This window comes from Sphingomonas piscis, from assembly GCF_011300455.1.
Taxonomy (GTDB): Bacteria; Pseudomonadota; Alphaproteobacteria; order Sphingomonadales; family Sphingomonadaceae; genus Sphingomicrobium; species Sphingomicrobium piscis.
This window is the reverse complement of the sequence record NZ_CP049869.1, coordinates 107,093-129,956: the sequence shown is the minus strand read 5'-3', so window position 1 is coordinate 129,956 and position 22,864 is coordinate 107,093. Positions and strand designations below refer to the sequence as shown.

Sequence of the window (22,864 nt, the reverse complement as noted above, 5' to 3'; positions counted from 1 at the left end):
CCTCAGCATGAGTGCGCAACGTGACCGCGGAGGCTGCATACCAGACTCTCGGGCTTGAGCCGGGGGCAAGCGAGGCCGATGTGGACCGCGCCTACCGGACCCTCATCAAACGCTTTCACCCTGATCGCGAGGGCGGCGACGCCACGCGTGCTGCGGAGATCAACCAGGCCTATTTCCAGCTGCGCAAATGTCCGGCGCCCGAACCCGAGCAGCGGGCGTCCACGCTGGCCGAAGCGCTGTATGCGCGCCGGGCAAGCCAGTTTCGTCTGCGCCGTAAGCGCAAGGCGCGCATCTGGCCCGTTGCCCTCGTGGGAATTCTGGTCGCGGCTTATCTGCAGTGGGACAGAATTGCCGCTTTAAGCCTACAATCCTCCGATCAGTTCCGCGAATTGATCGAACCATCGCCTAACGACGGAACGGAGGCGGCATTGGCGTCAGGCCGTCCCGCGTCCCTCGACGAACCGATCGGCGACGCCGCCGTATCAGGCGCGATCGGCCTCGCGACGCGGTTGTTGCCGCGGGGCGGGGAGGCGGCGCTGGCGGAAGAAAGCCGTGACTGTCACCAGAAGCTTCGTGCTGCACCGACACTTGAGAGGCTCGACACCTGCGCCGCCTTCGACGATGCGGTGCTGGAACTGCTGAAGCGCGATCCGCTGCGTGAGGACGGGCCTTTTGCGGCATCGGCGGTCACTGCTCGGCAGATCAACGCGGCGACGTTGCTGTCCGGCGACTATCTGGCGATCGATGCACGCCTTGACCGGGTTCGGGCAAAGGTTCAGGCCTTGATGGCGCCTGCCGAGCCCGATGCGCCGGTCAATTCAAGCCTGCCGTAAGCCGCGTCCGGGCCGACGCGCCGACTGGCGCCGCTCATGCGCAGCGCCGATCGCCCGGCAGTGCATCAGCGCTTCCTTACCGGCCTGCGAGAAGCTCTTGCGCTTCAGGATCATGCCGAGGAGGCCGCGCCTGGGCGGGTAAGCGAAGCGGCCAATGGCGCGCCCCAGCTTCTCGGCATCGGACAGGGCGCTGGCAAGCTCGCCGGGAAGGGTCATGTCACGGACGGTCAGCGGGCTTCGACCTTCCCAGGCAACACCGCGCAACACTTCACGCGCGACCAGCACGCGGGCGAGGGTGGGATCGGTCGGCGCTTGCTCCGCCCGCGCCAGCGCTTCGCGCAAATGTCTGGGGTGAGCAGGGTCGAGCTCGTGCAACGCCTTCACGAGAATCCGATATTGCCGGTCGACCTCAATCCGTTCGGCCGGCGTGAAATTGCTCACTGGTCGGCTGCACCGCCGGCAACAGGACCAAACGCCCTGCTCACCGATTCCTCGGCCCGCTTGGTGCCAAGAGGACGCTCGTCGGCCTTCACCGCTTCGGAACTGAGCGACCAGCGCAAATTCTCCGACGAGGCAAGCTTGTTGCTGCCGCTCTTGCCGATTGCGTCTTCGACGGCCTTGCGCGCCGCAGGGTTGAAGCGGACGCCGACACGGGCATTGGCGCCGGGCTTCCCATTGGCGAACAGCGCATCCATGGCTGCCAAGTCCTTCGGGTTTTCGATCTTCAGCGGTTCGCCTTCGGTCGCCCCGGCAACTTGTGCCGCCGCTGCGGCATTCGCCACCTCGGCCGCCAGCGCTGCGTTCTTCAGCGCCGCAGCATTCGGCTCACCGCCGGCATAGCGGCTGGTGAACGCCGGAGGACGGCCCCAGCCGCCTGCCCAGCGGTAGAAGATGTGCGCACCGACAACTGCATTCTTCGCCAGGCTGGAGGCCCAGTAAGGCACGACGTAATTTGCATGGTAATGGGTCGCGAGCCCGGCGGGCGCATAGACATAGCCGGACAGGGCGGCCTCAGCGACCTTGCGGGCACGAGCCCAGCTGCCGGCCATTGGTGCCCGAGTCAGCGACCCGTCGCAGGTAAAGGTGAACTGGCAGCCCGTGGCCCTGGTCGAGCCCTGGAACACCACACCACAGACAGTGGACGGAAAGGCCGGGTGGCGGACTCGGTTCAGCACCACTTGTGCGACGGCGCGCTGTCCGTCGTCGCTTTCGTTACCCGCTTCGTAATAGACGGCGCTCGTCAGGCACTCGATCGCACGAGCACGGTCTGCGGCGGAGGCCTTGGCCAAATTGAAAGGCGTGGCGGCGGGGTTGGGGCCGTTCGCCAGGGGAATGGCCGAATTGAGTTTCAGCGCATCTTCCGGTGCCACGTCGCGCACTAGCAGCGGCGGCGGCGCCGGGGGTGCGACTTCATCGACCGCCTGGACGGTGGATGTGGGAAACTTCCCCGACCAGGTCGCACCCGCAACAGCTGTCGCCGCGGCGACGCCAAGAACGCCAACGACCACCGCCTCACGCGGATAGTTCCGCCAGAAACGGGCGGCTGAAAGGGCAATGGTCTGGGTCATGGGAGGAGGGGTGATATAGTGCGTTGATACGCCCGGCTCAACCTTTTGAACCGTCCTCCCCCGCAGCAGCCTTGGTCCAGCGTCCCGTTTCTGACCAGCGAACGAGCGGTTTTAAAGGGAAGATCCAGGCGATCCCCGCGGCGAGGTAGAAGATCGCCTGGACTAGGATCGGGAGGTTGCCGACGACCGGCACGGCAAGCAGGACCACCAACGCCCAGGCGGCGATCAACAGGATGATCAGGCCGGCGCTCACCAGCTTGCGGTAGGAGGGTTCGGGTGGCGACATCGTCGATACCCTACATCCTTCGGCACATCACGTCATCGACGGGCGGTCAGTTGCGAAGATCGTCGGGGACAACGCCGCCATTTTCGGCGAGCTTCGCCATCACTGCCTTGTGCAGCGCGATATTCTGTTCGGCGCTGCCATCCTCGCCGGCATGGACGCCCAGCTCACTGGCCAGTTCCTTGCGCGCCGACAGGCTCGAATCGAGGTCGAGCAGCTTCAGCAGGTCGACGATCGACGTCTTGTAGTTGCCGCCGCCATTCTTCATCGCAGCCATCTCGCCCAGCACCTGGCCGACATCGACGTTCTGCGCCGACGCCGCCGTCGGCGCCGCAGCGGGTGCCGGGGCGAGGGTCGCCGTGCCGGCGGCCTGCGGCGCGAAGTTGGGCGTGGTCTGGGAATTGTCCGCCTGCGAGGCGGGCGACGCCGTCTTGTGGTGGAAGATCTTGTTCATGATGTTGCCGAACAGGCTCATGGCGTTGTTCCTCTCGAGAAGTTCGATCGCTCAACGAGCAGGGCGTGGCGAAGGTCCGCGACGAGCCGCGGAACGGACCGCGCGCCGCGCTCGTTCTGGCGCTCTCTTGAGGAGAGGATTTCCGATGAAACACAGGCTGTTGATTGTGGCGTGCGGCGCAGCGCTGACGCTTGGAGCGTGCAAGAAAAGCGATGAGACGGCGACCACCGCCAACGACGTGAACCTGACGGCGGACAATGGCTCGATGATGGGCAATGACGCCATGACGGCAGCGCCGACGACGGCCCAGGGCTTCGCCAATGCGGCGGCGGCAAGCGACCGGTTCGAGATCGAAAGCTCCCGCCTCGCGGAAAGCGCCGCCACCTCCGCCGCGGTGAAGAGGTTTGCCGCGCAGATGATCAAGGGGCACACCGACAGCACCGCCAAGCTGAAGAGCACGGTTGCCGGGATGACGCCCGCGATCACTCCCGACGATACGCTGAACGCCGAGCAGCAGGCCAAGCTGGACAGCCTCAAGGGCCTGAAGGGCGCGGATTTCGACAGCGCCTATGCCGCCGCCCAGGTCGAGGCGCACCAGAAGACGCTCGACACGCTGAACGCCTATGCAAGCGGCGGCGACACGCCGGCGCTGAAGTCCTTCGCAAGCGGTCTGGTGCCGGTCGTTACCGCCCACCTCAACATGGCCAAGGGCCTGAAGTAAGCGAAGAAAGACAGGCGCCCGCGGCGAGATGCCGGGGCGCCTGCTTTTTCGGTCTTCTACCGCTCCGCTGCCTAGTGGCGGGCGGAGCCGTGGTCGGCCGTTCGGCCATCGGCCTGGTCGATCATCCGAAGTAAGCCGTCGAAACATGGCGTCCGGTCGAGGGGCCATGTTCGCTCAAATGACGGGAGCAACAACCGCGCGTCATTCCGATCTGCCATGCCGATGGCCAGGAAAATTGCCTGATCCATCGTCTAACCCTTTCAGGTTGTTTGAATTTCCAACGCTCGCCAGGCGTCAGGTTTCCCAGCCTTTCGGCTCCGGAACGACGCCCCTGCGCCTCCGCGCCGCTCGGCGAGAGGAACCTAATCGGGAGTGAAGCCTTCATCCGCCATGGGCGATGGCAAGGTTTACGACGAAAGCACCAAGGTGAACGCGACCAAGGGCGACGTCGTTCTCGACGGCCCCGACGGCGTCGACCTGATGATGACCCCCGAAGCGGCCGAGCGAACGGCCGAGGAGCTGGAAAAGGGTGCCGCCGCCGCGGCAGGCCAGCGCCGCCTCGCCAAGTACCCGCACCAGCCGAAATAGGATTCCTCCCCAGAGGAAGTTGACACGGGTGACGTCCTGGCGAGGTTTTGCAGGGGCTCGGCCTGATGCCGCGAAGGCCCCCTGATGTTCGTGGTACGACGTCCCATCCGGCGTCCGGGTCTGGTGCAACGATCACCTGCGCCTAAGTTCACGAAGGTGACGCGGTAGGCGGCGATTGCGTGAGGACAGGGAAGGGCATTTCGGGATTGAAGTGTGACCTTTGTCACCTTTGTCGCGTTGGTGTCGCCTTTGTCCGTTAAGCAGCGCATCGACCGGGGTAAGCCACAAAGTGGGGTGTGTAGGACAGCGCCAAGTGAGGCGACGCGCTGACCCCGGTCCGTTGCGGCGTCACGGATCTTACGCCGTGACGCCGTCGGGACAGGCAAGTTACATCGGCAGGGACACGGCGTCGGTTGCGTGGATGACGCCGTTGGATTGCTTGAGGTCCGCCATGACCACCGTGGCGGTGCCGCCCTTGGCATCGGTCAGCACGACCTTGCCATCGACGACGCGCGCGGTGAGCGTGCCGCCCTGGACCGTGGTCAGCGATGCCGATCCGCCACCGGCCGCGATCTGCTGCGTGAGCTGCGCGGCGGTGACGCTGCCGGGCACGACATGGTAGGTGAGAATGCCGGTGAGCATGGTCTTGTTTTCCGGCTTCAGCAGGGTGTCGAGCGTTCCGGCCGGAAGTTTGGCGAATGCGGCATCGGTCGGAGCGAAGACGGTGAACGGGCCCTTGCCGGCCAGCGTGCTGGTCAGGCCGGCCGCCTTGACCGCGGCTTCCAGCGTGTTGTGATCCTTGGACGAGGATACGGCGCCCACGATATTACCCTTGGCGCCCATGTGGTGGTCGGCCAGTGCGGGAGCGGGGGCGAGCAGGGCCGTACTTGCCAGCGCGGCGGCGAGCATTGTGGTGAAAGGCTTCATCGTCAATTTCCTCTTTTTGTCGCCGAGGGGGTCGGCTCACGAGAGGTGGGAAGCCGAGGGCAAGGCGGGCATACCGCCTTTGGGGGACTGATGGGCCATGTGCGATCGGGAACCGGGGTCGACGCCGCGAACCGCCAGCGGCAGACATCTTAACCTTTGGCGGCGCTAGTGATCGGCAGACCAATTTCGAGGCGAAGACCAATGACCCAATCCACCTCCACGCTGCTGTCCATCCTGTTCGGACTGGGCGTGTTCGCCGTTGTCGTCGCCGTCGGGTGGCGCAGCGTCCAGAACCGCCGCATCCTTCGCCTGGCCGGCGCGAACGGTCAGGAAACGATCATCGTTGCCGGTGAGGGCGACAAGATCAGCAGCGTCGAGACCAGCACCGAGACGGTGGCCGTCGAACGGGCGGCCGAGCCGGTGTCAGGCGCGCAGCCGGCGCTTGACGCCGACGCCGCCGTGGCCGGTCAGGAGCGGCTGGCCCGGGTCGTTTCCGCGACCAAGTAATCCAACACGGCGGACAGGCGTGCGGCAGCTACATAAGCCCCCGAGCGTAGTGCAGCGCATGCCCGAGGCAAGCGCAAGCTAGGCGAAGAGAGCGCGCATGCCGGCCAGCGGGGCGCGAGCCCTCAGGCGAGCGAACCCGTCTGACGTCACGGGATTTACTCCCGTGACGGCCTCATGTTGGCTAATAGGTGGAGGGATGCGTTTCCGATTTGGCAGCTTCAGAAACTGCGTGGAGTCGTTTGATTTCACTTTCGCAGCGCAATGCCTCCTCAGTCGAATTCAGTTCGGCAAAAACGCGAGCTGCCTCTTCGTAGCAAGTTATGGCTTGCTTAAAATCGGACGTCTTGTCGAACGTGGTCTCAAGTTGTGCATGTCGAGCAAATGCAGAACCGACACACATGTGGATAGCGGCCCATCTATATGGGTGTCTCTCTACCTCAAAAACTTGCGCTGCCATCTGATACGACTGGATCGCTCTAGCTAAGTAGATTTCTGATAACTGCCCTTGTTGGAAGGTTGAGTGTTCGAACAGAACACCAGCGAGTTCGAACTGTGCGTCACCAAAGCGATCAGGGAACAAGGTCACAGGGTAAGTCTCAATCCCCGCTTGATATCCGGTAATCGCGCGAATCCGCAGGAAGTCGCGTTCTGGTTCTGAAAGCTCCGCATCTCGTGCGCTTTCGGCGAGTATTCGGGAAACGTTTACCTTTGCCGCGCCCCAGACCTCAGGCGTGCTATGCTCTTCGCTGTCGACGACCGCCTGTTCGAATTCTGCCAAAGCCTCCTGGCGAAGCTCCACCGAGACGTCTGGCTTGAGCCTTCGGCGAACCAAGATTGCGGCACCCAAACTGTTGGAAACATGGGATGCCATGGGGGCTGCGTCAGGGACTTCTTTGGCAATAACCCGCGCTGTTCGCAGATTCGCAATTGAGTCTTCAATGTCAGCTATGCTTTTGCGTCTACTGCCCCTTTCCATGAGGGCATTGGCAAGACCAATGTAGGCGCAGGCTGACTCGAATTCGTTCAACGTTCCTTGAGGTACTTCGGTTGCTCTTCGGGAAAAGTCGACCGCAGCATCGAGGTTTGCATTCTCGTCTTGCGAACCTCGGGCAGCGTTGAGGTGAACAAGCCCTCGTCGATAGTTCAATTTTGCCGACTGCTCCGGATCACCCTGAACAAGACCGGTCCTGCTGATGTCCTCGAGTAGTTCGGCAGCCACAAAGAAGCGCGGTTCTAATGAACGGAGCGAGCCTTCATAGACCTCTTCAGCCAGAGCCTGCAGCGTCTCAACAGCCTTTTGCTCATCGAATGGCTCGAAATACCTCGCTGCGGCCCTGTAGTGTGCCAGCGCAGCAGCAGGATCTTCTCCCAACAAAGCCGCGTTGCCTCTCGTAATGCGGAGCGCGGCCTGCTTTTCGATGGCCTTAAGGGTATGCTCGTTTTGAAGTTTTGCTTCAGCAGAAGCTAAGAGTTCGTCAACCTTATCGAGTGATCCGCTTGAGAGTGCTGCTTCAGCTTGCTGGATTATGGCCTTCGAATTGAATTCGACCGCCTCCAGAGCCGCTAGTCTTCCCCGTAACTCGCGCCACTCCTCGGCCTTGGCTCGAAGAAATTCGTCTAACTCGGCGAGTGAAGCGTCAGGCTTCGAATGCTCAAATTGCCTTGCTGCACTTTCAATCAGATTCCGGGCGTTGCGATAAGCCTCATCCAACGCGTCATATGCGGCCTCTCTGAAGCCAGCTTGGCACATTGTTCAATGTCCGCTTCAGTTATCTTTAGGATTGAGATGATGGGGTCGATGGTCGCCGGATGCGGACTAGCAACTTTACCACCTTCTAACTCGCTGATGCGCCGCGTCTTCGAGCTCGTTCCATAGGCATCTTCTGCAAGCTGAATCTGGGTTAGACCGGCCGCACGACGTTTTCTGAGGATTAGCTCACCAAGTAGCTTCCCGAATGACTTACCGTCGGAATCCGCTTTCATTACGCATCAATAGCGCATGGGAACCGCATAAATCGAGTTGTCTGATCCGCCACAATCCACCGCATGCAAACAATGTTAGAAAGGTTCGTCACGGTGGAGATCAATGACACCGCGCAAAACGTCTTCATCCTGTGCAGTGGTGTTGCATTACTGATCAGGGCATCGGCAAAGCTTGTTTGGGCGTGGCGCAAAAGCCCGTCACGAGAGTGAGTCCCGAGGTCAGTCGGGTTCGTCCTACAGTTTTGGCTCAGGCCGACCCGCTAGTCGGCTTGCGCGCTCGGGAACACCCTTCGACTTCGCTGAGGACGAACGAGGAAGGGCCTACCCCCGGCGCCTCCCGCAAGCGGGAGGGGAGAAAGCGCTATTGGTCGAGGAACGACCGCATCTTCCGGCTACGGCTAGGATGCTTCAACTTCCGCAAAGCCTTAGCCTCGATCTGCCGAATACGCTCACGCGTCACCGAAAACTGCTGCCCAACCTCTTCCAAGGTGTGGTCCGTATTCATCCCGATCCCGAAGCGCATGCGCAGCACGCGCTCCTCGCGCGGCGTCAGCGACGCCAGCACCCGGGTCACCGTTTCCTTGAGGTTCGCCTGGATCGCGGCGTCCACGGGAATCACGGCGTTCTTGTCCTCGATGAAGTCGCCGAGGTGGCTGTCTTCCTCGTCGCCGATGGGGGTTTCGAGGCTGATCGGCTCCTTGGCGATCTTCATCACCTTGCGGACCTTCTCCAGGGGCATGGAGAGGCGCTCGGCGAGCTCTTCGGGCGTCGCTTCGCGGCCGGTTTCGTGGAGGAACTGGCGACCGGTGCGGACGAGCTTGTTGATCGTCTCGATCATGTGCACCGGGATGCGGATGGTGCGGGCCTGGTCGGCGATCGAGCGGGTGATCGCCTGCCGGATCCACCAGGTCGCGTAGGTCGAGAACTTGTAGCCGCGGCGATATTCGAACTTGTCGACCGCCTTCATCAGGCCGATGTTGCCTTCCTGGATGAGGTCCAGGAACTGCAAGCCGCGGTTGGTGTATTTCTTGGCGATGGAGATGACGAGGCGGAGGTTGGCCTCGACCATTTCCTTTTTCGCGATGCGGGCCTCGCGCTCGCCCTTTTGCACCATGTTGACGATGCGGCGGTATTCAGGGAGCGAGGTGCCGACGTTCTGGGCGATCTCGCTGATTTCGGTCCGGATGCGCTCGACGGTCGGAGCCTCGGCCTCGGCAAAGGCGGCGAATTTCTTGTCAATCTTGGACGCGCGGGCAAGCCAGCTGTCGTCCAGCTCGGACCCCATGTAGCTGTCGAGGAAGGCCTTGCGCGGCACGCGGTGACGCTCGGCGAGGCGGAGCATCTGGCCGCCGAGGGCCGTGAGGCGCTTGTTGTAGCTGTAGAGCTGATCGACCAGATATTCGATCTTGGACGCGTGGAACTGCACGCTTTCGACCTGGGCGGTGAGCTCCTCGCGGAGCTTCTGATATTTCTTCTCTTCCGCCGCCGGGAATTCGGCCGCGCTGCCGAGCGCGGTGAGGCGCGCCTCCTGCACCTTGGCAAACTTCTTGAAGATGGCGGTCATGGTGGCGAAGGTCTCAAGCGCCTGCGGCTTGAGCGTCTCCTCCATCTGCGCGAGGCTAAGGGTATTGTCCTCGTCGTCGTCGTCGGTCTGCGCCGGGGTGCGGCGCTCGACCATATCCTCGTCGTCTTCGTTCTTCGCCTCGGGCTCGTCGGCGACGTCTTCCTCTTCCTTGATGGTCGGGCCGGCGGTCTTTTCGCTGATCTCGTCCTCGGCGCCTTCTTCCTCGGCGCCGGCGATCTGCTCGGCGGTGGGTCCCTTGGACAGCATGGCGTCGAGATCGAGAATCTCGCGAAGCTGCATGCGGCCTTCGTTCAAGGCGTCGGACCAGCCGATGATGGCGTTAAAGGTCATGGGGCTTTCGCACAGGCCCCAGATCATCGTGTCGCGGCCGGCCTCGATGCGCTTGGCGATCGCGATCTCGCCCTCACGGGAGAGCAATTCGACGGCGCCCATTTCGCGCAGATACATGCGGACGGGGTCGTCCGTGCGGTCGACGGCTTCCTTCTTGGTCGCGGCGGCTGGGCGGGGGCCGCCGTCGTCCAGCGGATCGACTTCCTCGTCGGGAGCGGCTTCCTGCTCGGAATCCTCCTCCTCGTCGTCGTCGCCCTTTTCGTCATTCTCGACGACGTTGATGCCCATGTCGTTGAGCGCGGACATGATGTCCTCGATCTGCTCGGACGACATCTGGTCCTGGGGCAGGGCCTCGTTCAATTCCTCGTAAGTGACGATGCCGCGCTTCTTGGCGCGCGCGATCATCTTCTTGATGCCCGCGTCGTTGAGGTCGATCAGCGGCGCATCGCCAGCGTCGACGGTGTCGGTGTCCTGGGTGTCGTTTTTTGCCATCGTGCCTGTGATTCTACTCCCGCCGCTTAGTCGGTGCCGGCGAGAGACGCCAGCCGTTCGTTCAACTTACGTTTCGCCTCGATGAGGCGTTGCTGCTCCCCATAGGCTTCCTCGGTGCAGTCGGCCTTGAACCTCTCGGTTGCAAGGGCCAGCGCCCGATCCACCTGTTCCCCCGCCGCGAGCGCCTCGACGGCAGCCGCGAGATCGGCACTTGCGCGCGCCGGATCGCTGTCCGGACGGGTGAACGAGAAGCTGATGACGTTGCGGGAGGGAGTTCCGCCCTTGGCGCCCAGCATGGCGAATATGGGGGTGAGTTCCTCGCGGTCAAGCGCGGCGCCGGAGAAAGCCTTTGCGATCAGTTCGTTGCGGGCGGCGGCTGCCTTGGGATCGGCGATCGGAAGGGTTGCGAGCTGCTCGGCATGGTCGGCGAGCAGCTGCGGGAAGTGGGCGAACCCAAGGAGCAGGGCACGGGCGGTCCGGCCGTCGATGCCGGTGGAGGAGATGCCCCTGGCGGTGTCGGACAAGGGGGGTTCTGGCGGGACGAAGCGGCCTTTCACAAAGCTGCCGCGCCGCTGCGGGGTGAAGCGCTGGGTCGCGGGAGCACGGCGGCCGACTTCCGCATCGAAACGGGACAGCCATTCGTCGCGGTAGAGGCGGGCGAGCGCCTGGTCGCCGATGGCAGAGGCGTGGGCAAGCAGGCGCTGGCGAAGGCCCGCGCGGGCTTCGGGGGTGGTGAGCGGCTGGGCGGCGGCCTCGTGGCGGTAGAGCCGGTCGCTCAAGGGTTCGGCCCTGGCGATGACTTCTTCGAATACTTCCCGGCCGCCGGATTTGACGAGATCGTCCGGGTCCTGCCCGGCAGGGAGCTCGGCGAAACGCAGGGTGCGTTCGGGGCCGAGGTGGGGAAGGGCGCGGGTGGCGGCGCGGATCGCGGCCTTCTGCCCGGCATTGTCGCCGTCGAAGCAGAGGATGGGGGAGGGCTCCAGCCGCCACATGCGTTCGAGCTGGCTCTCCGTGACCGCAGTGCCGTTGGGTGCGACCACCTCGCCGATCCCGGCGCGGTCGAGGCCGATCACGTCCATATAGCCTTCGACCACGATCAGCCGGTTCGCGGCGCGGCTTGCGGGGCCGGCGCGGTCGAGATTGTAGAGGGTCCGGCCCTTGTCGAAAAGGCTGGTCTCGGGCGAGTTGAGGTACTTCGGTTCGCCCTGGCCGATGATGCGGCCGCCGAAGCCGATGACGCGGCCGCGTACGTCCTTGATGGGGATCATCAGCCGGCCGCGGAAGCGGTCGTAGGCGGCGCCGCCGTCTTCCGGCTTGATGAGCATTCCGGTTTCGACCAGCGCCTCTTCACCCAGCGAGTGGAGCGCGTTCTTGAGCTTGGTTCGCCCGTCCGGCGCAAAGCCGATGCCGAAGCGCTTCACCTGATCGGCGTTGATGCCGCGTTTCTTCAGGTAGTCGCGGGCCTCGCCGCCCTCGCTGCCTTGCAGCTGGTCGGCGTACCAGGACTGCACCGACGCCATGACGTCAGTCAGCGAGGCGGCACGCTCGGCCCGTTCGCGGGATCGGGGGTCGGGGGCGGGCACCTCGAGACCGGCCTTGCCCGCCAGCTCCTTCACCGCGTCCATGAACGGCATGCCGCGCGCGTCAGTGAGGAAGCGAATGGCGTCCCCATGCGCGCCGCAGCCGAAGCAATGGTAGAAATGCTTCTCGTCATTGACGGTGAAGCTGGGTGTCTTCTCGTTGTGAAACGGGCAGCAGGCCTTCCACTCCCGGCCGGCCTTGGTGAGTTTCACCGACGGCGCAATGACGGCGGAGAGGAGGGTGCGGGCGCGCAGCTCGTCGAGGAAGGCGGGGGAGAGGGTCATGGTCGGGGCGAGCGCACCTCGACTACGCGCTCCGCGCTCCGCTCGGTACTAACGGGTTCTTCCGGACGACCCTCAACCTCGTTCGTCCCGAGCGAAGTCGAGGGGCGCTCGCCGGGCGGCCGGGCAAAGTAGGACACCCGTGCCCAGTCACGTGCGATCAGGCCTTCCTTCTTGGCGCGAGACCAGGGTTTGATGCGGTGTTCGGCTTCGAGCGCTTCCAAGCGGGAAGTCATGACCTCGCACCAAGCAAGTCCAACCGGCAACCGGCGCTTGGTCCAGTCTGAGCCCAGACCTTGTTGATGTTCAGCCATGCGCTTGTCGAGATCGTCCGTGTGACCCGTGTAGTAGGAGCCGTCACCGCAGCGGAGGATGTAGACCCAGAACTGCATCGACGTTGGTGCGGCGCCCCTCGACTTCGCTCGGGACGAACGAGTCTGTGGGACGCACTTTCAGGCCAACGGAAGTAGGTGTCTAGCCCGCAAGTGCTGCCTTCACCAACTGGCTCGCCCGTGCCGGCTCAATGCTGCTGGCATGCCGTTCCTTCACGATGCTCATCACTCGGCCCATGTCCTTCATGCTGCTCGCGCCGGTTTCGGCGACGATCGCGGCCACAGCGGCTTTCGCCTCGTCCTCGCTCATTTGGGCGGGCAGGAAGCGCTCGATGACGGCGATCTCCGCTTCCTCGGTGGCGGCAAGCTCCTCTCGGCCACCCTTGCGGTAAAGCTCCACCGATTCGCGGCGTTGCTTGATCATCTTTTGCATCACTTCGGTGACGAGAAGGTCGTCGTCCGGCACTGCGGTGCCGGTGCGCAGTTCGATATCGCGATTCTTGAGCGCGCTCTGGATCAGGCGAATGGTGCCGGTGGAGGCCTTGTCGCCGCCTTTCATGGCAGTCACCAAAGCAGCCTTGATGTCGTCGCGGATCATGCGGTCTCTCGTTCTGTCGCGTAGCGGAAAGGACCAGCCGATAGCGGCATTGTTCGCGAATTTACAGCGGTTGACGTCGCGGCTTCATGCCCCTAGCCCGCACCACTTAGCGACATTGCTGCACCCACTTTGAAAGGCTCCCATCCCTGATGGCCGAAGCACGACCCTCGCCCGCGCCTCAACCCGAAGGCGCGACGGGAGTCATCGTGTTTGCCGATGGGCGGGTGATCTGGGGCGGCGGCTTCGGCGCCGAGGGCGAGGCGGTCGGCGAGCTGTGCTTCCACACCGCAATGACCGGTTACCAGGAGATCATGACCGATCCCTCGTTCGCGAAGCAGGTCATCGCCTTTACCTTTCCGCACGTCGGCAATGTCGGGGCGAACGACGAGGATGTTGAGGCGGCCGAGGCACATGCGCTTGGATGTCTCGTTCGTGAGGTGGTGACGGAGCCCAGCAATTATCGCGCATCGATGGGGTTCGATGCCTGGCTGAAGCATAAGGGGCGGATCGGGATCTGCGGGGTGGATACACGATCCCTGACGCAGCTGGTGCGGAAGGAGGGGCCGCCGAATATTGCGATTGCGCATCGTGGGGACGGCAAGTTCGATGTGGAAGCGCTCCAGCGGATGGCTGCGGAATGGCCTGGGCTTGAGGGAATGGACCTCGCCAAGGAAGTGTCGCGACTGCAGGTCGAGCGGTGGACCGGCGGCAAGTGGAATTGGGGACAGGGGTATGAACTCTCGTCTCCCCTCCCGCAGGCGGGAGGGGAAGAGGTGCGGAGCACCGAAGGGGAGGGACTGTCCACTTCCACTTCCGACATGCCCTCCCCCAGCCCCTCCCGCAGTGCGGGAGGGGAGAAGAGACGTCGCCACGTCGTTGCGGTGGATTACGGCAACAAACACAACATTTTCCGCCTGCTTGTTGAGGCGGGTGCTGAGGTCACCGTGGTTCCCGCCGAGGCAAGCTTCGACGAGATCATGAGCCATGATCCGGACGGCTTCTTCCTGTCGAACGGGCCCGGCGATCCGGCGGCGACGGGGGAGTATGCGGTGCCGGTGATCCGGCAGATGCTGGAGACGAAGAAGCCCCTGTTCGGCATCTGCCTTGGGCATCAGCTGCTTGCGCTGGCCGTGGGCGGGCGGACGTCGAAGATGTTCCAGGGCCATCGCGGCGCCAACCATCCGGTGAAGCGCCTCGCCGACGGGGTGGTCGAGATCACCAGTATGAACCACGGCTTCGCGGTCGAGCGCGAAGGGCTGCCCGCCAATGCGCGCGAGACGCATGTCAGCCTGTTCGACGGCTCCAACTGCGGGTTCGAGCTGACCGACCGCCCGGCGTTCAGCGTCCAGTATCACCCCGAGGCGAGCCCGGGGCCGCAGGACAGCTTTTACCTGTTCCAACGCTTCGTGGAGAGCATGAAGTGATGCCCGCGATGTTAGGCATGGCCTTAGCTTTGCTCGCCGCGGATCCCGTAATCTCCCCTAAAAATGGGAAGATCGAAGCCTTTTCAGAAGTTGCTAAGCGCTGCGGTGTTCCAGACCTGCGGGTGGAAATCATCCTCGTCGATGTCAGCACCGTTCACATCAACGAATACCGCGAGGCCGGTAGGAGAGACGACATAAACCCTGAAGACAAATCGCTTCTCGCGAAGGTGGCGCGACAGCATGCGGTCGGGGCCGCGCTACCGTGTCTTCAACAAGGTGCAGCGCGGATTGGGCTGAAGCTCATGTGGCACCCGAGGGTGATCTTCTAATGCCCCGCCGCACAGACATTTCCTCCATCCTCATCATCGGTGCCGGTCCCATCGTCATCGGACAGGCGGCGGAGTTCGATTATTCGGGGTCGCAGGCGGTCAAGGCGCTGAAGGACGAAGGGTACCGGGTCATCGTCGTCAATTCCAACCCGGCGACGATCATGACCGATCCGGAGCTTGCGGACGCGACCTATATCGAGCCGGTGACTCCGGAGATTGTCGCCAAGATCCTGGAGAAGGAACGTCCCGATGCCGTGCTCCCGACCATGGGCGGGCAGACGGGGCTGAACACGGCGCTGGCGCTCTACAAGGACGGAACCCTCGACCGGCTGGGCATCGAGCTGATCGGCGCCAATGCCGCGGCGATCGAGAAGGCCGAGGACCGGCAGAAATTCCGCGATGCGATGGACAAGATCGGGCTGGAAAGCCCGCGCTCGGCCATCGTCCATTCGATGGAGGAGGCGCAGGCGGCGCTCGGCACGGTCGGTCTCCCGGCGGTCATACGGCCGAGCTTCACGCTAGGCGGGACGGGCGGCGGCATTGCCTACAACCGCGAGGAATATGACCATTATGTCCGCACCGGTCTTGAGGCGTCGCCAACCACCGAGGTGCTGATCGACGAAAGCCTGGTCGGGTGGAAGGAGTATGAGATGGAGGTGGTCCGCGACCGGGCGGACAATGCCATCATCATCTGCTCGATCGAGAATGTGGACCCAATGGGGGTGCATACGGGGGATTCGATCACCGTCGCCCCGGCGTTGACGCTGACCGACAAGGAATATCAGCGGATGCGCTCGGCGAGCATCGCCGTGCTTCGGGAAATCGGTGTCGAAACAGGCGGTTCCAACGTCCAGTTCGCAGTCGATCCCAAGACCGGGCGCATGGTCGTGATCGAGATGAACCCGCGCGTATCGCGATCCTCGGCGCTGGCATCCAAGGCGACGGGCTTTCCCATCGCCAAGGTCGCGGCGCGGCTGGCGGTCGGCTACACGCTGGACGAGATCAAGAACGACATCACCGGCGGCGCGACGCCGGCGAGTTTCGAGCCGACCATCGATTATGTGGTCACTAAGATCCCGCGCTTCACCTTCGAGAAGTTCAAGGGGTCGGAGCCGCTCTTGTCGACCGCGATGAAGTCGGTCGGCGAAGTGATGGCGATCGGGCGGAGCTTCCCAGAGAGCCTGCAGAAGGCGCTGCGGGGGCTGGAGACGGGGCTGAAGGGCCTCGACCGGATCGAGGCGCTGATCGACGCCGACACCCAGGCGATCGAGACGGCGCTGGCGCGGCAAACTCCGGACCGGCTCCTGGTCGCGGCGGAGGCGTTGCGGCAGGGGATCAGCGTCGAGCGGATCAACCAGATTGCGGGCTTCGATCCGTGGTTTCTCCAGCGTCTGGCGGAGATCGTCGAGGCGGAGCGTCAGGTGCGCGCGAAGGGCTTGCCGCAGGATGCCCGGGGCATGCGGCGCCTGAAGGCGATGGGCTTTTCGGATGCGCGCCTGGCCGAGTTGGCGGTGTACAGCGTCCATTCGGCACGGGAGCCGGAATCGGGCGTTGTTCACGATGCAATGAAGGCGATGAGCGGCGGCACGACTGAGGCGGAGGTCCGCAAGCATCGGCAGAAGCTGGGCGTGAACCCCGTGTACAAGCGGATCGACAGCTGTGCGGCGGAGTTCGATGCGACGACGCCTTACCTTTATTCCACCTATGAGGCGCCTTTGTTCGGCGAGCCGGTGGACGAGGCGGAGGTGAGCGACCGGCGCAAGGTCGTAATCCTGGGCGGCGGCCCGAACCGGATCGGGCAGGGCATCGAGTTCGATTATTGCTGCTGCCACGCCGCCTTTGCGCTGGGACGTGACGGTGTGGGTCTCGAGACCGTGATGGTGAACTGCAACCCGGAGACGGTATCGACCGACCCGGACACGTCGGACCGGCTCTATTTCGAACCGCTGACGGCCGAGGACGTGTTGGAAATCGTCCGGCGCGAGGCTGCGTCGGGTGAGTTGCTTGGCGTCATCGTCCAGCTGGGCGGACAGACTCCGCTGAAGCTGGCGCAAGAGCTGCAGAATGCGGGCGTGCCGATCCTTGGCACGTCGCCTGACAGCATCGATCTCGCTGAGGACCGGGAGCGGTTCGCAGACCTGGTCCAGCGGCTGAAGCTGAAGCAGCCGGCGAACGGGCTGGCGCGCAGCCGGGACGAGGCGATCGCGGTGGCGGAGCGGATCGGATATCCGGTGCTGCTGCGGCCGTCCTACGTGCTTGGCGGGCGCGGGATGGAAGTGGTCGACGGGCCGGCGCAGCTCGACGCTTATATCGCAACCGCTGTGCAGGTGTCGGGATCGAGCCCGGTGTTGATCGACCGTTATCTGCGGGACGCCATCGAGGTGGACGTGGATGCGATCTGCGATGGGACCGAGGCGGTGGTCGCAGGCGTGCTTCAGCATATCGAGGAAGCGGGAGTTCACTCGGGCGACAGTGCCTGTTCGCTGCCGCCGTCGAGCCTTTCACCGGAGATCGTCGCCGAGATCGAGCGGCAGGCGCAGGAGTTGGCGCTGGCGCTGAATGTCAAGGGGCTGATGAACGTCCAGTTCGCGGTCAAGGACGGCGAGGTCTACCTGATCGAGGTCAATCCGCGCGCGAGCCGGACGGTGCCGTTCGTCGCCAAGGCGATCGGAACGCCGGTTGCGAAGATCGCCGCGCGGGTGATGGCGGGCGAAAAATTGGTCGACCTGCCTGCGATCCCGCGCACGGTGAAGCATGTGGCGGTGAAGGAATCCGTCTTCCCCTTTGCGCGCTTCCCCGGAACGGATCCACAGCTCGGGCCGGAAATGAAGAGCACGGGCGAAGTGATGGGAATCGATAAGGATTTCCATACGGCGTTCGGCAAGGCGCTGATCGGGTCGGGGACCATCCTGCCGGACAGCGGCACCGCCTTCGTGTCGGTCAAGGACGCGGACAAGGACAATATCTTGCCGGCGGCGCGCAAGCTGGTGGAGCTTGGGTTCAAGCTGATCGCCACCGACGGCACTGCCGCGCATCTTGAGAGCCAGGGCATTCCGGTGGAGCGGGTCAACAAGGTCGCGCAGGGGCGGCCGCATATCGTCGACCGGCTGCTCGACGGCGAAGTCGGGCTGGTGTTCAACACGACGGAAGGCTGGCAGTCGCTGAAGGACAGCCACTCGATCCGCGTGACGGCGCTGCTGCGCAAGGTTCCGTACTTCACCACGGCGGCTGCGAGTGTTGCGGCGGCGCATGCGATCGAGGCCCTTCGGGGCCGTGCGCTTGAAGTCGGCTCGTTGCAGGCTTATTATTCCGCCTCCGCGAACTAAGCTTCCACTGACATATCGATCGCCAAGCCGCCCCCACCGGGGCGACGGTGAGGTTTTGATAAAGGGTTTTTACCATGGCTTCCGACAAGGTGCCGATGCTGGCCGAGGGCCACCGCACGATGAGCGACGAACTGCGTCGCCTGAAGCTCGAAGAGCGTCCGGCCGTCGTCGAGGCGATCGAGGAAGCGCGCGCCCATGGCGACCTGTCGGAAAATGCCGAATATCATGCCGCGAAGGAGCGCCAGGGCCAGATCGAGGCGACCATCGCCGATCTGGAAGACCGCCTGGCGCGGGCGCTGGTTATCGATCCCACGACCCTGTCGGGCGACAAGGTCGTATTCGGCGCCACGGTCACCATGCTGGATGAAGACGACAAGGAAGTCCGTTACCAGCTCGTCGGACAAACCGAGGCGGACGCCAAGGTCGGGCGAATCAGCTACAATTCGCCGCTCGGCCGTGCGCTCATCGGGCGTCAGGTCGGTGACGAGGTCGAAGTGACGACGCCGGCCGGCGACCGTTACTATGAGATCAAGAAGATCGAGTTCATCTGAGACACACCGTCGAATTTCAGAGCGCCGTCCGAACAGCGACGGTAGCGATCGGCGCGGTGACCGCGCTGATGTGGTTGCTGGTGACCGCTGCCGGGCTGGACCAGGTGGCGGCGGGAATCATGGGCTTCATTCCGGCGCGGCTCCTCGGGGCCGTCCAGATCCCCGGCGCCGTGCCCGCTTTTCTGACGCCGCTCACCGCGACGCTTGTGCATGGCGGAATCTTCCACCTAGCCTTCAACCTGCTGATGCTGCTGTGGTGCGGCACGGCGGTGGAGCGTGTGCTTGGCAAGGGCGGGCTGATCACCCTCTATCTGGTCGGGGCATTCATTTCCGCCGGTGCGCAATTCCTTGCGGATCCGGGTGGGGTGGTGCCGATGATCGGCGCCAGCGGCGCAATCTCGGCCGTGATCGGCGCCTTCTCCCTGAGTTTCGGCCGGCCGAAGCAAATTACCAAGTCGGTACGGCTGAACATGTGGCTCAATGCATTGTGGCTGCTTGCCGCCTGGGTCCTGCTGCAACTGGCGATGGGCGTGATCGCGGGCGGGCAGGGCTATATGCTGGCGACGCCCGCGCATATCGGTGGGTTCTTGGCGGGGCTGCTGCTTCAGCGGCCGCTCTTGCTGTGGCGGTATCGGAAGGCCTGACCGCTCAGGCGTTCGAGCGTTGCTCCGCAGCGGATGGCGTACCCGCCGGTTCACTGTCCGGCTCAAGCAGTCGGTGGAGGTGGACCACCACATATTTCATCTCGGCATCATCAACGGTGGCCTGCGCCTTGCCGCGCCAGGCGTCCTCGGCGTCAGCATAATTGTCGAAGAGACCGACGAGATCGATGGAGTTCAGGTCGGCGAATTCCAGGCCGCGGGGATCCTTGACTCGGCCGCCGAAGACGAGGTGAAGCTTGCTCATGCCGGCCCGCTAGCAGGAAAATCGAGCGTTGCGAACCGGCATGGGCGACTTGCCTTACTGGCCGTTGCGGGCGGTGCCGAGCGCTGCCTGCGCCGAGGTCTTGGCCGCGTCCGTAACACCTTCCAGGATGGTGCGCAGCGTGTCCTTGCCTTTTTCCGGGGTCAGGCCGAGTTCAGCGAGGCGCTGCGTTCCTGTGTCCTTGGCCGCCGTTGCTGCAGCCTTGGCGGTGTCGGTCAGGCGCTTACCGACCGGACGAAGGGCCTTTGTTTCCGTGTCTGTCTTGGGAAGAAGGGCCGCAATGAGGGCTCCGGCGGCAAGGCCTCCGGCGATCGCGATCAGAGGGGCTTCATCGAGACCCTGGGAAGTGCGCTGGCGGGCATTGGCGACGCCGTCGCGGGCGGAGCCATAGGCATCCAGCGCTCGCTGGCGGGCATTGCCGACCAGGCCGCGCTCTTCAGCGGCGGTCTGCGGTTCGCGAGTCGTGTTGTCAGTCATGGTCTGCACTCTCCGTTTGTTCGGAATTCTTCTTGCGGCTCTTGCGGGCCGCGGACTTGGTCTTAATTCCATCCCCAGCCTTGCCGGCGAGGTCCATCAACGGGTGCCGGAGCAGGAACAGCATTGCCGCCGCAGCGATCCCGCCAGCGGTGCCGGGGTTGCGCTTCACCGCGTCCACGCCGTCCTCGACCAGGTCGGCGCTTTTGAGCTTTGCACCTTCCCATGCGTCTCGGGCGAGGACGCGAGGGCTGATCCGCTCCTGCAACGCATGAGCGCTCGACATCATTCGGGCTCGGGACCGTTCCGCCTCGATCCGGGCGGCGGCGACTTCGGGAGTGTCCTTGGTCATGCGCCGCTCCGCAGCTTCGTGATGGCGATGTAACTCAGGAGCCCTGCGATGCCGGCGAAGATCAGAAGGCTGATCAGGCCGGCAGCCAGCGGTCCGACGAACTTGGCCAAGGCAATGACCACACCGACCGCAAGCGCCGTCACGCCCGCGAGAACCAGCACGAAGGCCGTTGCGAACAGGCCGACGGGCAATGCCAATGCCTTGCCCTTGGCCGTCGCAATCGCCTTCGCGAGGTTCACCTCGGCACGGGCATAAGCCTTGCCGTCCTCCACCAACCGGTGGACAAGCTCACCCACCGGACGTTCCTCATTAGGACCGGTGGGGTGCATGGCGGGATCGATGGGCTTCAGCATCAGTCCGCGGAGGTCGTCCGGCGCGGTTCATCGTCATTGTCGCCCGAAGCGGATGGCAGGCCGTTCTTGACGAGCCGGGTCAGCGCGAAGCCGAGCACCGCGGCGCCGGCCAGGGCAACGCCCGGGCTCTTGCGGACGAAGTTGCGGGCATCGTCGATCAGTTCCTCCGGCTGCTTGGACGCGAGGCTGTTCGCTGCATCCTCGATCGCCTGAGCGGCGCGGCGGGCGTAGTCGCCATATTCCTGGCCGAGCCGCTCATCGATGCCGGCGGCGGTGTCGCCGATCATGCGCGACACGTTGCCAAGCGCTTCGGACGAGCGCTCGAGACCTTGGCCGACAAGGCCCTGCACCTTTTCCGATGCCTGGCCGCTGAATTGCTGGCGGCCGTCGCGAAGCTTGTCGCCCCAGCTGCCGGTCGAGGTCGGCGCGTCGGCAACCGGTCCGCCCGTGCCGGTCGGATTGCTGCCGGTGGTGGTGTCGACGATCAGCGCATCGCTGCCGCTGTCGTCCAGGCGGGTATTGCCCGTTTCGCTGGCGCCGTTGATGATCGTATCGGTGCCTTCGGGAAGGTCGTTGTCTTGCGGCATCATGTCCTCCTTTTCCCGTCACAACCCTTGGCTTAGCCGCCGCGTTCCGGCCTTCCGCATTGAAAGTTGCACGCTCCGGCGCGGCGCTTATTAGAGCCTCCACAACGTACAATCATTACGCTTTCGAAACGGGGAATGAAATGACCGCGATCATCGACGTGCACGCCCGCGCCATTCTGGACAGCCGCGGCAATCCGACCGTCGAGGTCGATGTGACGCTGGAGGACGGAAGCCTCGGGCGGGCAGCGGTGCCATCGGGTGCGTCGACTGGTGCCCATGAAGCGGTGGAGCGGCGCGATGGCGACAAGTCGCGCTGGCTCGGCAAGGGTGTCGACGGTGCGGTGCAGGCGGTGAATGGCGAGATCGCCGACATCATCGTCGGCCGTGAGGCAGAGGATCAGGGTGAAATCGACGCGGCGCTGATTGAGCTGGACGGAAGCGAGAACAAGGGCCGGCTCGGCGCCAACGCAATCCTTGGCGTGAGCCTTGCAACCGCCAAGGCGGCAGCGGAGGCGGTCGGCTTGCCGCTGTACCGCTATGTCGGGGGCGTGAGCGCGGGCGTGCTGCCGGTGCCGATGATGAACATCCTGAACGGCGGCGCTCATGCCGACAATCCGATCGACTTCCAGGAATTCATGGTCATGCCGGTGGGCGCGCCGAGCTTTTCGGAAGCGCTTCGGTGCGGCGTTGAGATCTTCCATTCGCTGAAGAGCGGCCTGTCCAAGGCCGGCCTGGCGACGGCAGTAGGCGATGAGGGCGGCTTTGCGCCGAACATCGCCTCGGCGCGCGAGGCCCTCGACTTCATCGTCACGTCGGTCGAGCAGGCCGGCTATGCGATGGGCAAGGACGTATTGATTGCGCTCGACTGCGCGTCGACCGAGTTCTTCAAGGACGGTGCCTACAGCCTCGAAGGCGAGGGGCGGACGCTCTCACCGGTCGAGATGGCCGATTACCTGACCCAGCTCGCTACCGACTATCCGATCGCCTCGATTGAGGACGGCATGGGCGAGGACGATATGGAGGGTTGGACGGCGCTGACCGAGCGCCTCGGCAACAGGGTGCAGTTGGTGGGCGACGATCTGTTCGTCACCAATTCCAAGCGGCTTCAGCAGGGGATTTCGGACGGGATCGCCAACTCCATCCTCGTCAAGGTCAACCAGATCGGAACGCTGACAGAGACGATCGATGCGGTGCGCTTGGCGCAGACCAGCGGCTACACGGCCGTCATGTCGCACCGGTCGGGCGAGACGGAGGATTCGACCATCGCCGATCTGGCCGTTGCGCTGAGCTGCGGTCAGATCAAGACGGGAAGCCTGGCGCGATCGGACCGGACGGCGAAGTACAACCAGCTGCTGCGCATCGAGGAAGAGCTTGGCGAGCAGGCGCGTTATCCGGGTGCTGCGGCGCTCAAGAGCTACCGTCGCCGCTAAACAGACGATTCTATTTGGAATCAGGCACTTTTTTGCTTGCCTTCATGACGT

Annotated in this window: 25 protein-coding genes; 10 read left to right on the top strand and 15 right to left on the bottom strand. The window is 64.0% G+C overall.

The window, feature by feature from the left end; translation table 11 throughout:
- The first annotated feature begins 20 nt into the window (after positions 1–20).
- Positions 21–833, top strand: coding sequence for a J domain-containing protein (locus tag G7077_RS00655; RefSeq protein ID WP_206367653.1), 813 nt, complete (start codon positions 21–23; stop codon positions 831–833).
- Here G7077_RS00655 and G7077_RS00650 read toward each other — a convergent pair.
- Genes G7077_RS00650 through G7077_RS00635 form a run of 4 tightly spaced genes read right to left on the bottom strand, consistent with a single transcriptional unit; the run spans position 819 to position 3,159 of the window.
- A complete protein-coding gene (locus G7077_RS00650; RefSeq protein WP_166410045.1) occupies positions 819–1,274 on the bottom strand; it encodes a hypothetical protein in 456 nt (151 codons plus the stop codon). The genes G7077_RS00655 and G7077_RS00650 overlap by 15 nt on opposite strands.
- Entirely contained in the window at positions 1,271–2,401 is a 1,131-nt protein-coding gene (locus G7077_RS00645; RefSeq protein WP_166410044.1) for a cell wall hydrolase, read from the bottom strand. Before G7077_RS00645 ends, G7077_RS00650 begins: the two co-directional genes overlap by 4 nt.
- 37 nt (positions 2,402–2,438) lie before the next feature.
- A complete protein-coding gene (locus G7077_RS00640) occupies positions 2,439–2,687 on the bottom strand; it encodes a DUF2842 domain-containing protein (protein WP_166410043.1) in 249 nt (82 codons plus the stop codon).
- 46 nt (positions 2,688–2,733) lie between these two features.
- Positions 2,734–3,159 carry a DUF3597 domain-containing protein gene (locus G7077_RS00635; RefSeq protein WP_166410042.1) on the bottom strand — a complete coding sequence of 142 codons (426 nt, stop codon included), beginning with the start codon at positions 3,157–3,159 and terminating at the stop codon, positions 2,734–2,736.
- Positions 3,160–3,283: 124 nt separating this feature from the next.
- On the opposite strand from G7077_RS00635, the gene G7077_RS00630 reads away from it, so the two are divergent.
- Together G7077_RS00630 and G7077_RS00625 are read left to right on the top strand one after the other, a co-directional pair.
- Positions 3,284–3,859 (top strand): DUF4142 domain-containing protein, encoded by a 576-nt coding sequence (locus tag G7077_RS00630; protein ID WP_166410041.1) that lies wholly within the window; start codon positions 3,284–3,286, stop codon positions 3,857–3,859.
- Positions 3,860–4,231: 372 nt separating this feature from the next.
- Positions 4,232–4,447 (top strand): hypothetical protein, encoded by a 216-nt coding sequence (locus G7077_RS00625; RefSeq protein WP_246167249.1) that lies wholly within the window; start codon positions 4,232–4,234, stop codon positions 4,445–4,447.
- 387 nt (positions 4,448–4,834) lie between these two features.
- Here G7077_RS00625 and G7077_RS00620 read toward each other — a convergent pair whose 3' ends face one another.
- Positions 4,835–5,374 carry a fasciclin domain-containing protein gene (locus tag G7077_RS00620; RefSeq protein ID WP_166410040.1) on the bottom strand — a complete coding sequence of 180 codons (540 nt, stop codon included), beginning with the start codon at positions 5,372–5,374 and terminating at the stop codon, positions 4,835–4,837.
- Between the two features lie 201 nt (positions 5,375–5,575).
- On the opposite strand from G7077_RS00620, the gene G7077_RS00615 reads away from it, so the two are divergent.
- The gene (locus G7077_RS00615; RefSeq protein WP_166410039.1) at positions 5,576–5,881 is read left to right on the top strand and encodes a hypothetical protein; all 306 of its coding nucleotides are present in this window, start codon (positions 5,576–5,578) and stop codon (positions 5,879–5,881) included.
- Positions 5,882–6,062: 181 nt separating this feature from the next.
- Here G7077_RS00615 and G7077_RS00610 read toward each other — a convergent pair whose 3' ends face one another.
- The 5 genes from G7077_RS00610 to G7077_RS00590 all read right to left on the bottom strand — a co-directional run bounded on the left by G7077_RS00610 (position 6,063) and on the right by G7077_RS00590 (position 13,063).
- The gene (locus tag G7077_RS00610; protein ID WP_166410038.1) at positions 6,063–7,631 is read right to left on the bottom strand and encodes a hypothetical protein; all 1,569 of its coding nucleotides are present in this window, start codon (positions 7,629–7,631) and stop codon (positions 6,063–6,065) included.
- 594 nt (positions 7,632–8,225) lie between these two features.
- Complete coding sequence (gene rpoD / locus G7077_RS00605) at positions 8,226–10,271, bottom strand: RNA polymerase sigma factor RpoD (protein ID WP_166410037.1); 2,046 nt, start codon at positions 10,269–10,271, stop codon at positions 8,226–8,228.
- Between the two features lie 26 nt (positions 10,272–10,297).
- On the bottom strand, positions 10,298–12,136 hold the full coding sequence (gene dnaG, locus G7077_RS00600) for a DNA primase (protein WP_166410036.1): 1,839 nt from the start codon (positions 12,134–12,136) through the stop codon (positions 10,298–10,300).
- Positions 12,133–12,525: a GIY-YIG nuclease family protein gene (locus tag G7077_RS00595; RefSeq protein WP_166410035.1), complete on the bottom strand. Its 393-nt coding sequence runs from the start codon at positions 12,523–12,525 to the stop codon at positions 12,133–12,135. The genes dnaG and G7077_RS00595 overlap by 4 nt, the downstream gene beginning before the upstream one ends.
- A gap of 82 nt (positions 12,526–12,607) precedes the next feature.
- Positions 12,608–13,063: a GatB/YqeY domain-containing protein gene (locus G7077_RS00590; RefSeq protein WP_166410034.1), complete on the bottom strand. Its 456-nt coding sequence runs from the start codon at positions 13,061–13,063 to the stop codon at positions 12,608–12,610.
- 149 nt (positions 13,064–13,212) lie between these two features.
- Here G7077_RS00590 and carA point away from each other — a divergent pair, with 149 nt between their 5' ends.
- The 5 genes from carA (at position 13,213) to G7077_RS00565 (ending at position 19,337) form a co-directional block, all read left to right on the top strand.
- Positions 13,213–14,487 (top strand): glutamine-hydrolyzing carbamoyl-phosphate synthase small subunit, encoded by a 1,275-nt coding sequence (gene carA, locus G7077_RS00585; protein ID WP_166410033.1) that lies wholly within the window; start codon positions 13,213–13,215, stop codon positions 14,485–14,487.
- On the top strand, positions 14,484–14,816 hold the full coding sequence (locus G7077_RS00580; RefSeq protein ID WP_166410032.1) for a hypothetical protein: 333 nt from the start codon (positions 14,484–14,486) through the stop codon (positions 14,814–14,816). The genes carA and G7077_RS00580 overlap by 4 nt, the downstream gene beginning before the upstream one ends.
- Positions 14,816–18,142 (top strand): carbamoyl-phosphate synthase large subunit, encoded by a 3,327-nt coding sequence (carB, locus tag G7077_RS00575; protein WP_166410031.1) that lies wholly within the window; start codon positions 14,816–14,818, stop codon positions 18,140–18,142. The genes G7077_RS00580 and carB overlap by 1 nt, the downstream gene beginning before the upstream one ends.
- Positions 18,143–18,216: 74 nt before the next feature.
- Positions 18,217–18,693: a transcription elongation factor GreA gene (greA, locus tag G7077_RS00570; RefSeq protein ID WP_166410030.1), complete on the top strand. Its 477-nt coding sequence runs from the start codon at positions 18,217–18,219 to the stop codon at positions 18,691–18,693.
- A gap of 56 nt (positions 18,694–18,749) precedes the next feature.
- Positions 18,750–19,337 (top strand): rhomboid family intramembrane serine protease, encoded by a 588-nt coding sequence (locus G7077_RS00565; RefSeq protein WP_246167247.1) that lies wholly within the window; start codon positions 18,750–18,752, stop codon positions 19,335–19,337.
- A gap of 4 nt (positions 19,338–19,341) precedes the next feature.
- On the opposite strand, the gene G7077_RS00560 is transcribed toward G7077_RS00565, so the two are convergent.
- From G7077_RS00560 to G7077_RS00540, 5 genes are read right to left on the bottom strand one after another with little or no spacing between them, the layout of a single operon-like run.
- The gene (locus G7077_RS00560) at positions 19,342–19,599 is read right to left on the bottom strand and encodes a DUF4170 domain-containing protein (protein WP_166410029.1); all 258 of its coding nucleotides are present in this window, start codon (positions 19,597–19,599) and stop codon (positions 19,342–19,344) included.
- Positions 19,600–19,653: 54 nt separating this feature from the next.
- On the bottom strand, positions 19,654–20,094 hold the full coding sequence (locus tag G7077_RS00555; protein WP_166410028.1) for a hypothetical protein: 441 nt from the start codon (positions 20,092–20,094) through the stop codon (positions 19,654–19,656).
- On the bottom strand, positions 20,087–20,443 hold the full coding sequence (locus tag G7077_RS00550) for a DUF3618 domain-containing protein (protein WP_166410027.1): 357 nt from the start codon (positions 20,441–20,443) through the stop codon (positions 20,087–20,089). The genes G7077_RS00555 and G7077_RS00550 overlap by 8 nt, the downstream gene beginning before the upstream one ends.
- Positions 20,440–20,796 carry a phage holin family protein gene (locus tag G7077_RS00545; RefSeq protein ID WP_166410026.1) on the bottom strand — a complete coding sequence of 119 codons (357 nt, stop codon included), beginning with the start codon at positions 20,794–20,796 and terminating at the stop codon, positions 20,440–20,442. The genes G7077_RS00550 and G7077_RS00545 overlap by 4 nt, the downstream gene beginning before the upstream one ends.
- Complete coding sequence (locus G7077_RS00540; protein WP_166410025.1) at positions 20,796–21,386, bottom strand: hypothetical protein; 591 nt, start codon at positions 21,384–21,386, stop codon at positions 20,796–20,798. Before G7077_RS00540 ends, G7077_RS00545 begins: the two co-directional genes overlap by 1 nt.
- 137 nt (positions 21,387–21,523) lie before the next feature.
- On the opposite strand from G7077_RS00540, the gene eno reads away from it, so the two are divergent.
- Positions 21,524–22,813, top strand: a complete 1,290-nt coding sequence (gene eno / locus G7077_RS00535) for a phosphopyruvate hydratase (protein WP_166410024.1) — start codon at positions 21,524–21,526, stop codon at positions 22,811–22,813.
- Positions 22,814–22,864 lie beyond the last annotated feature (51 nt).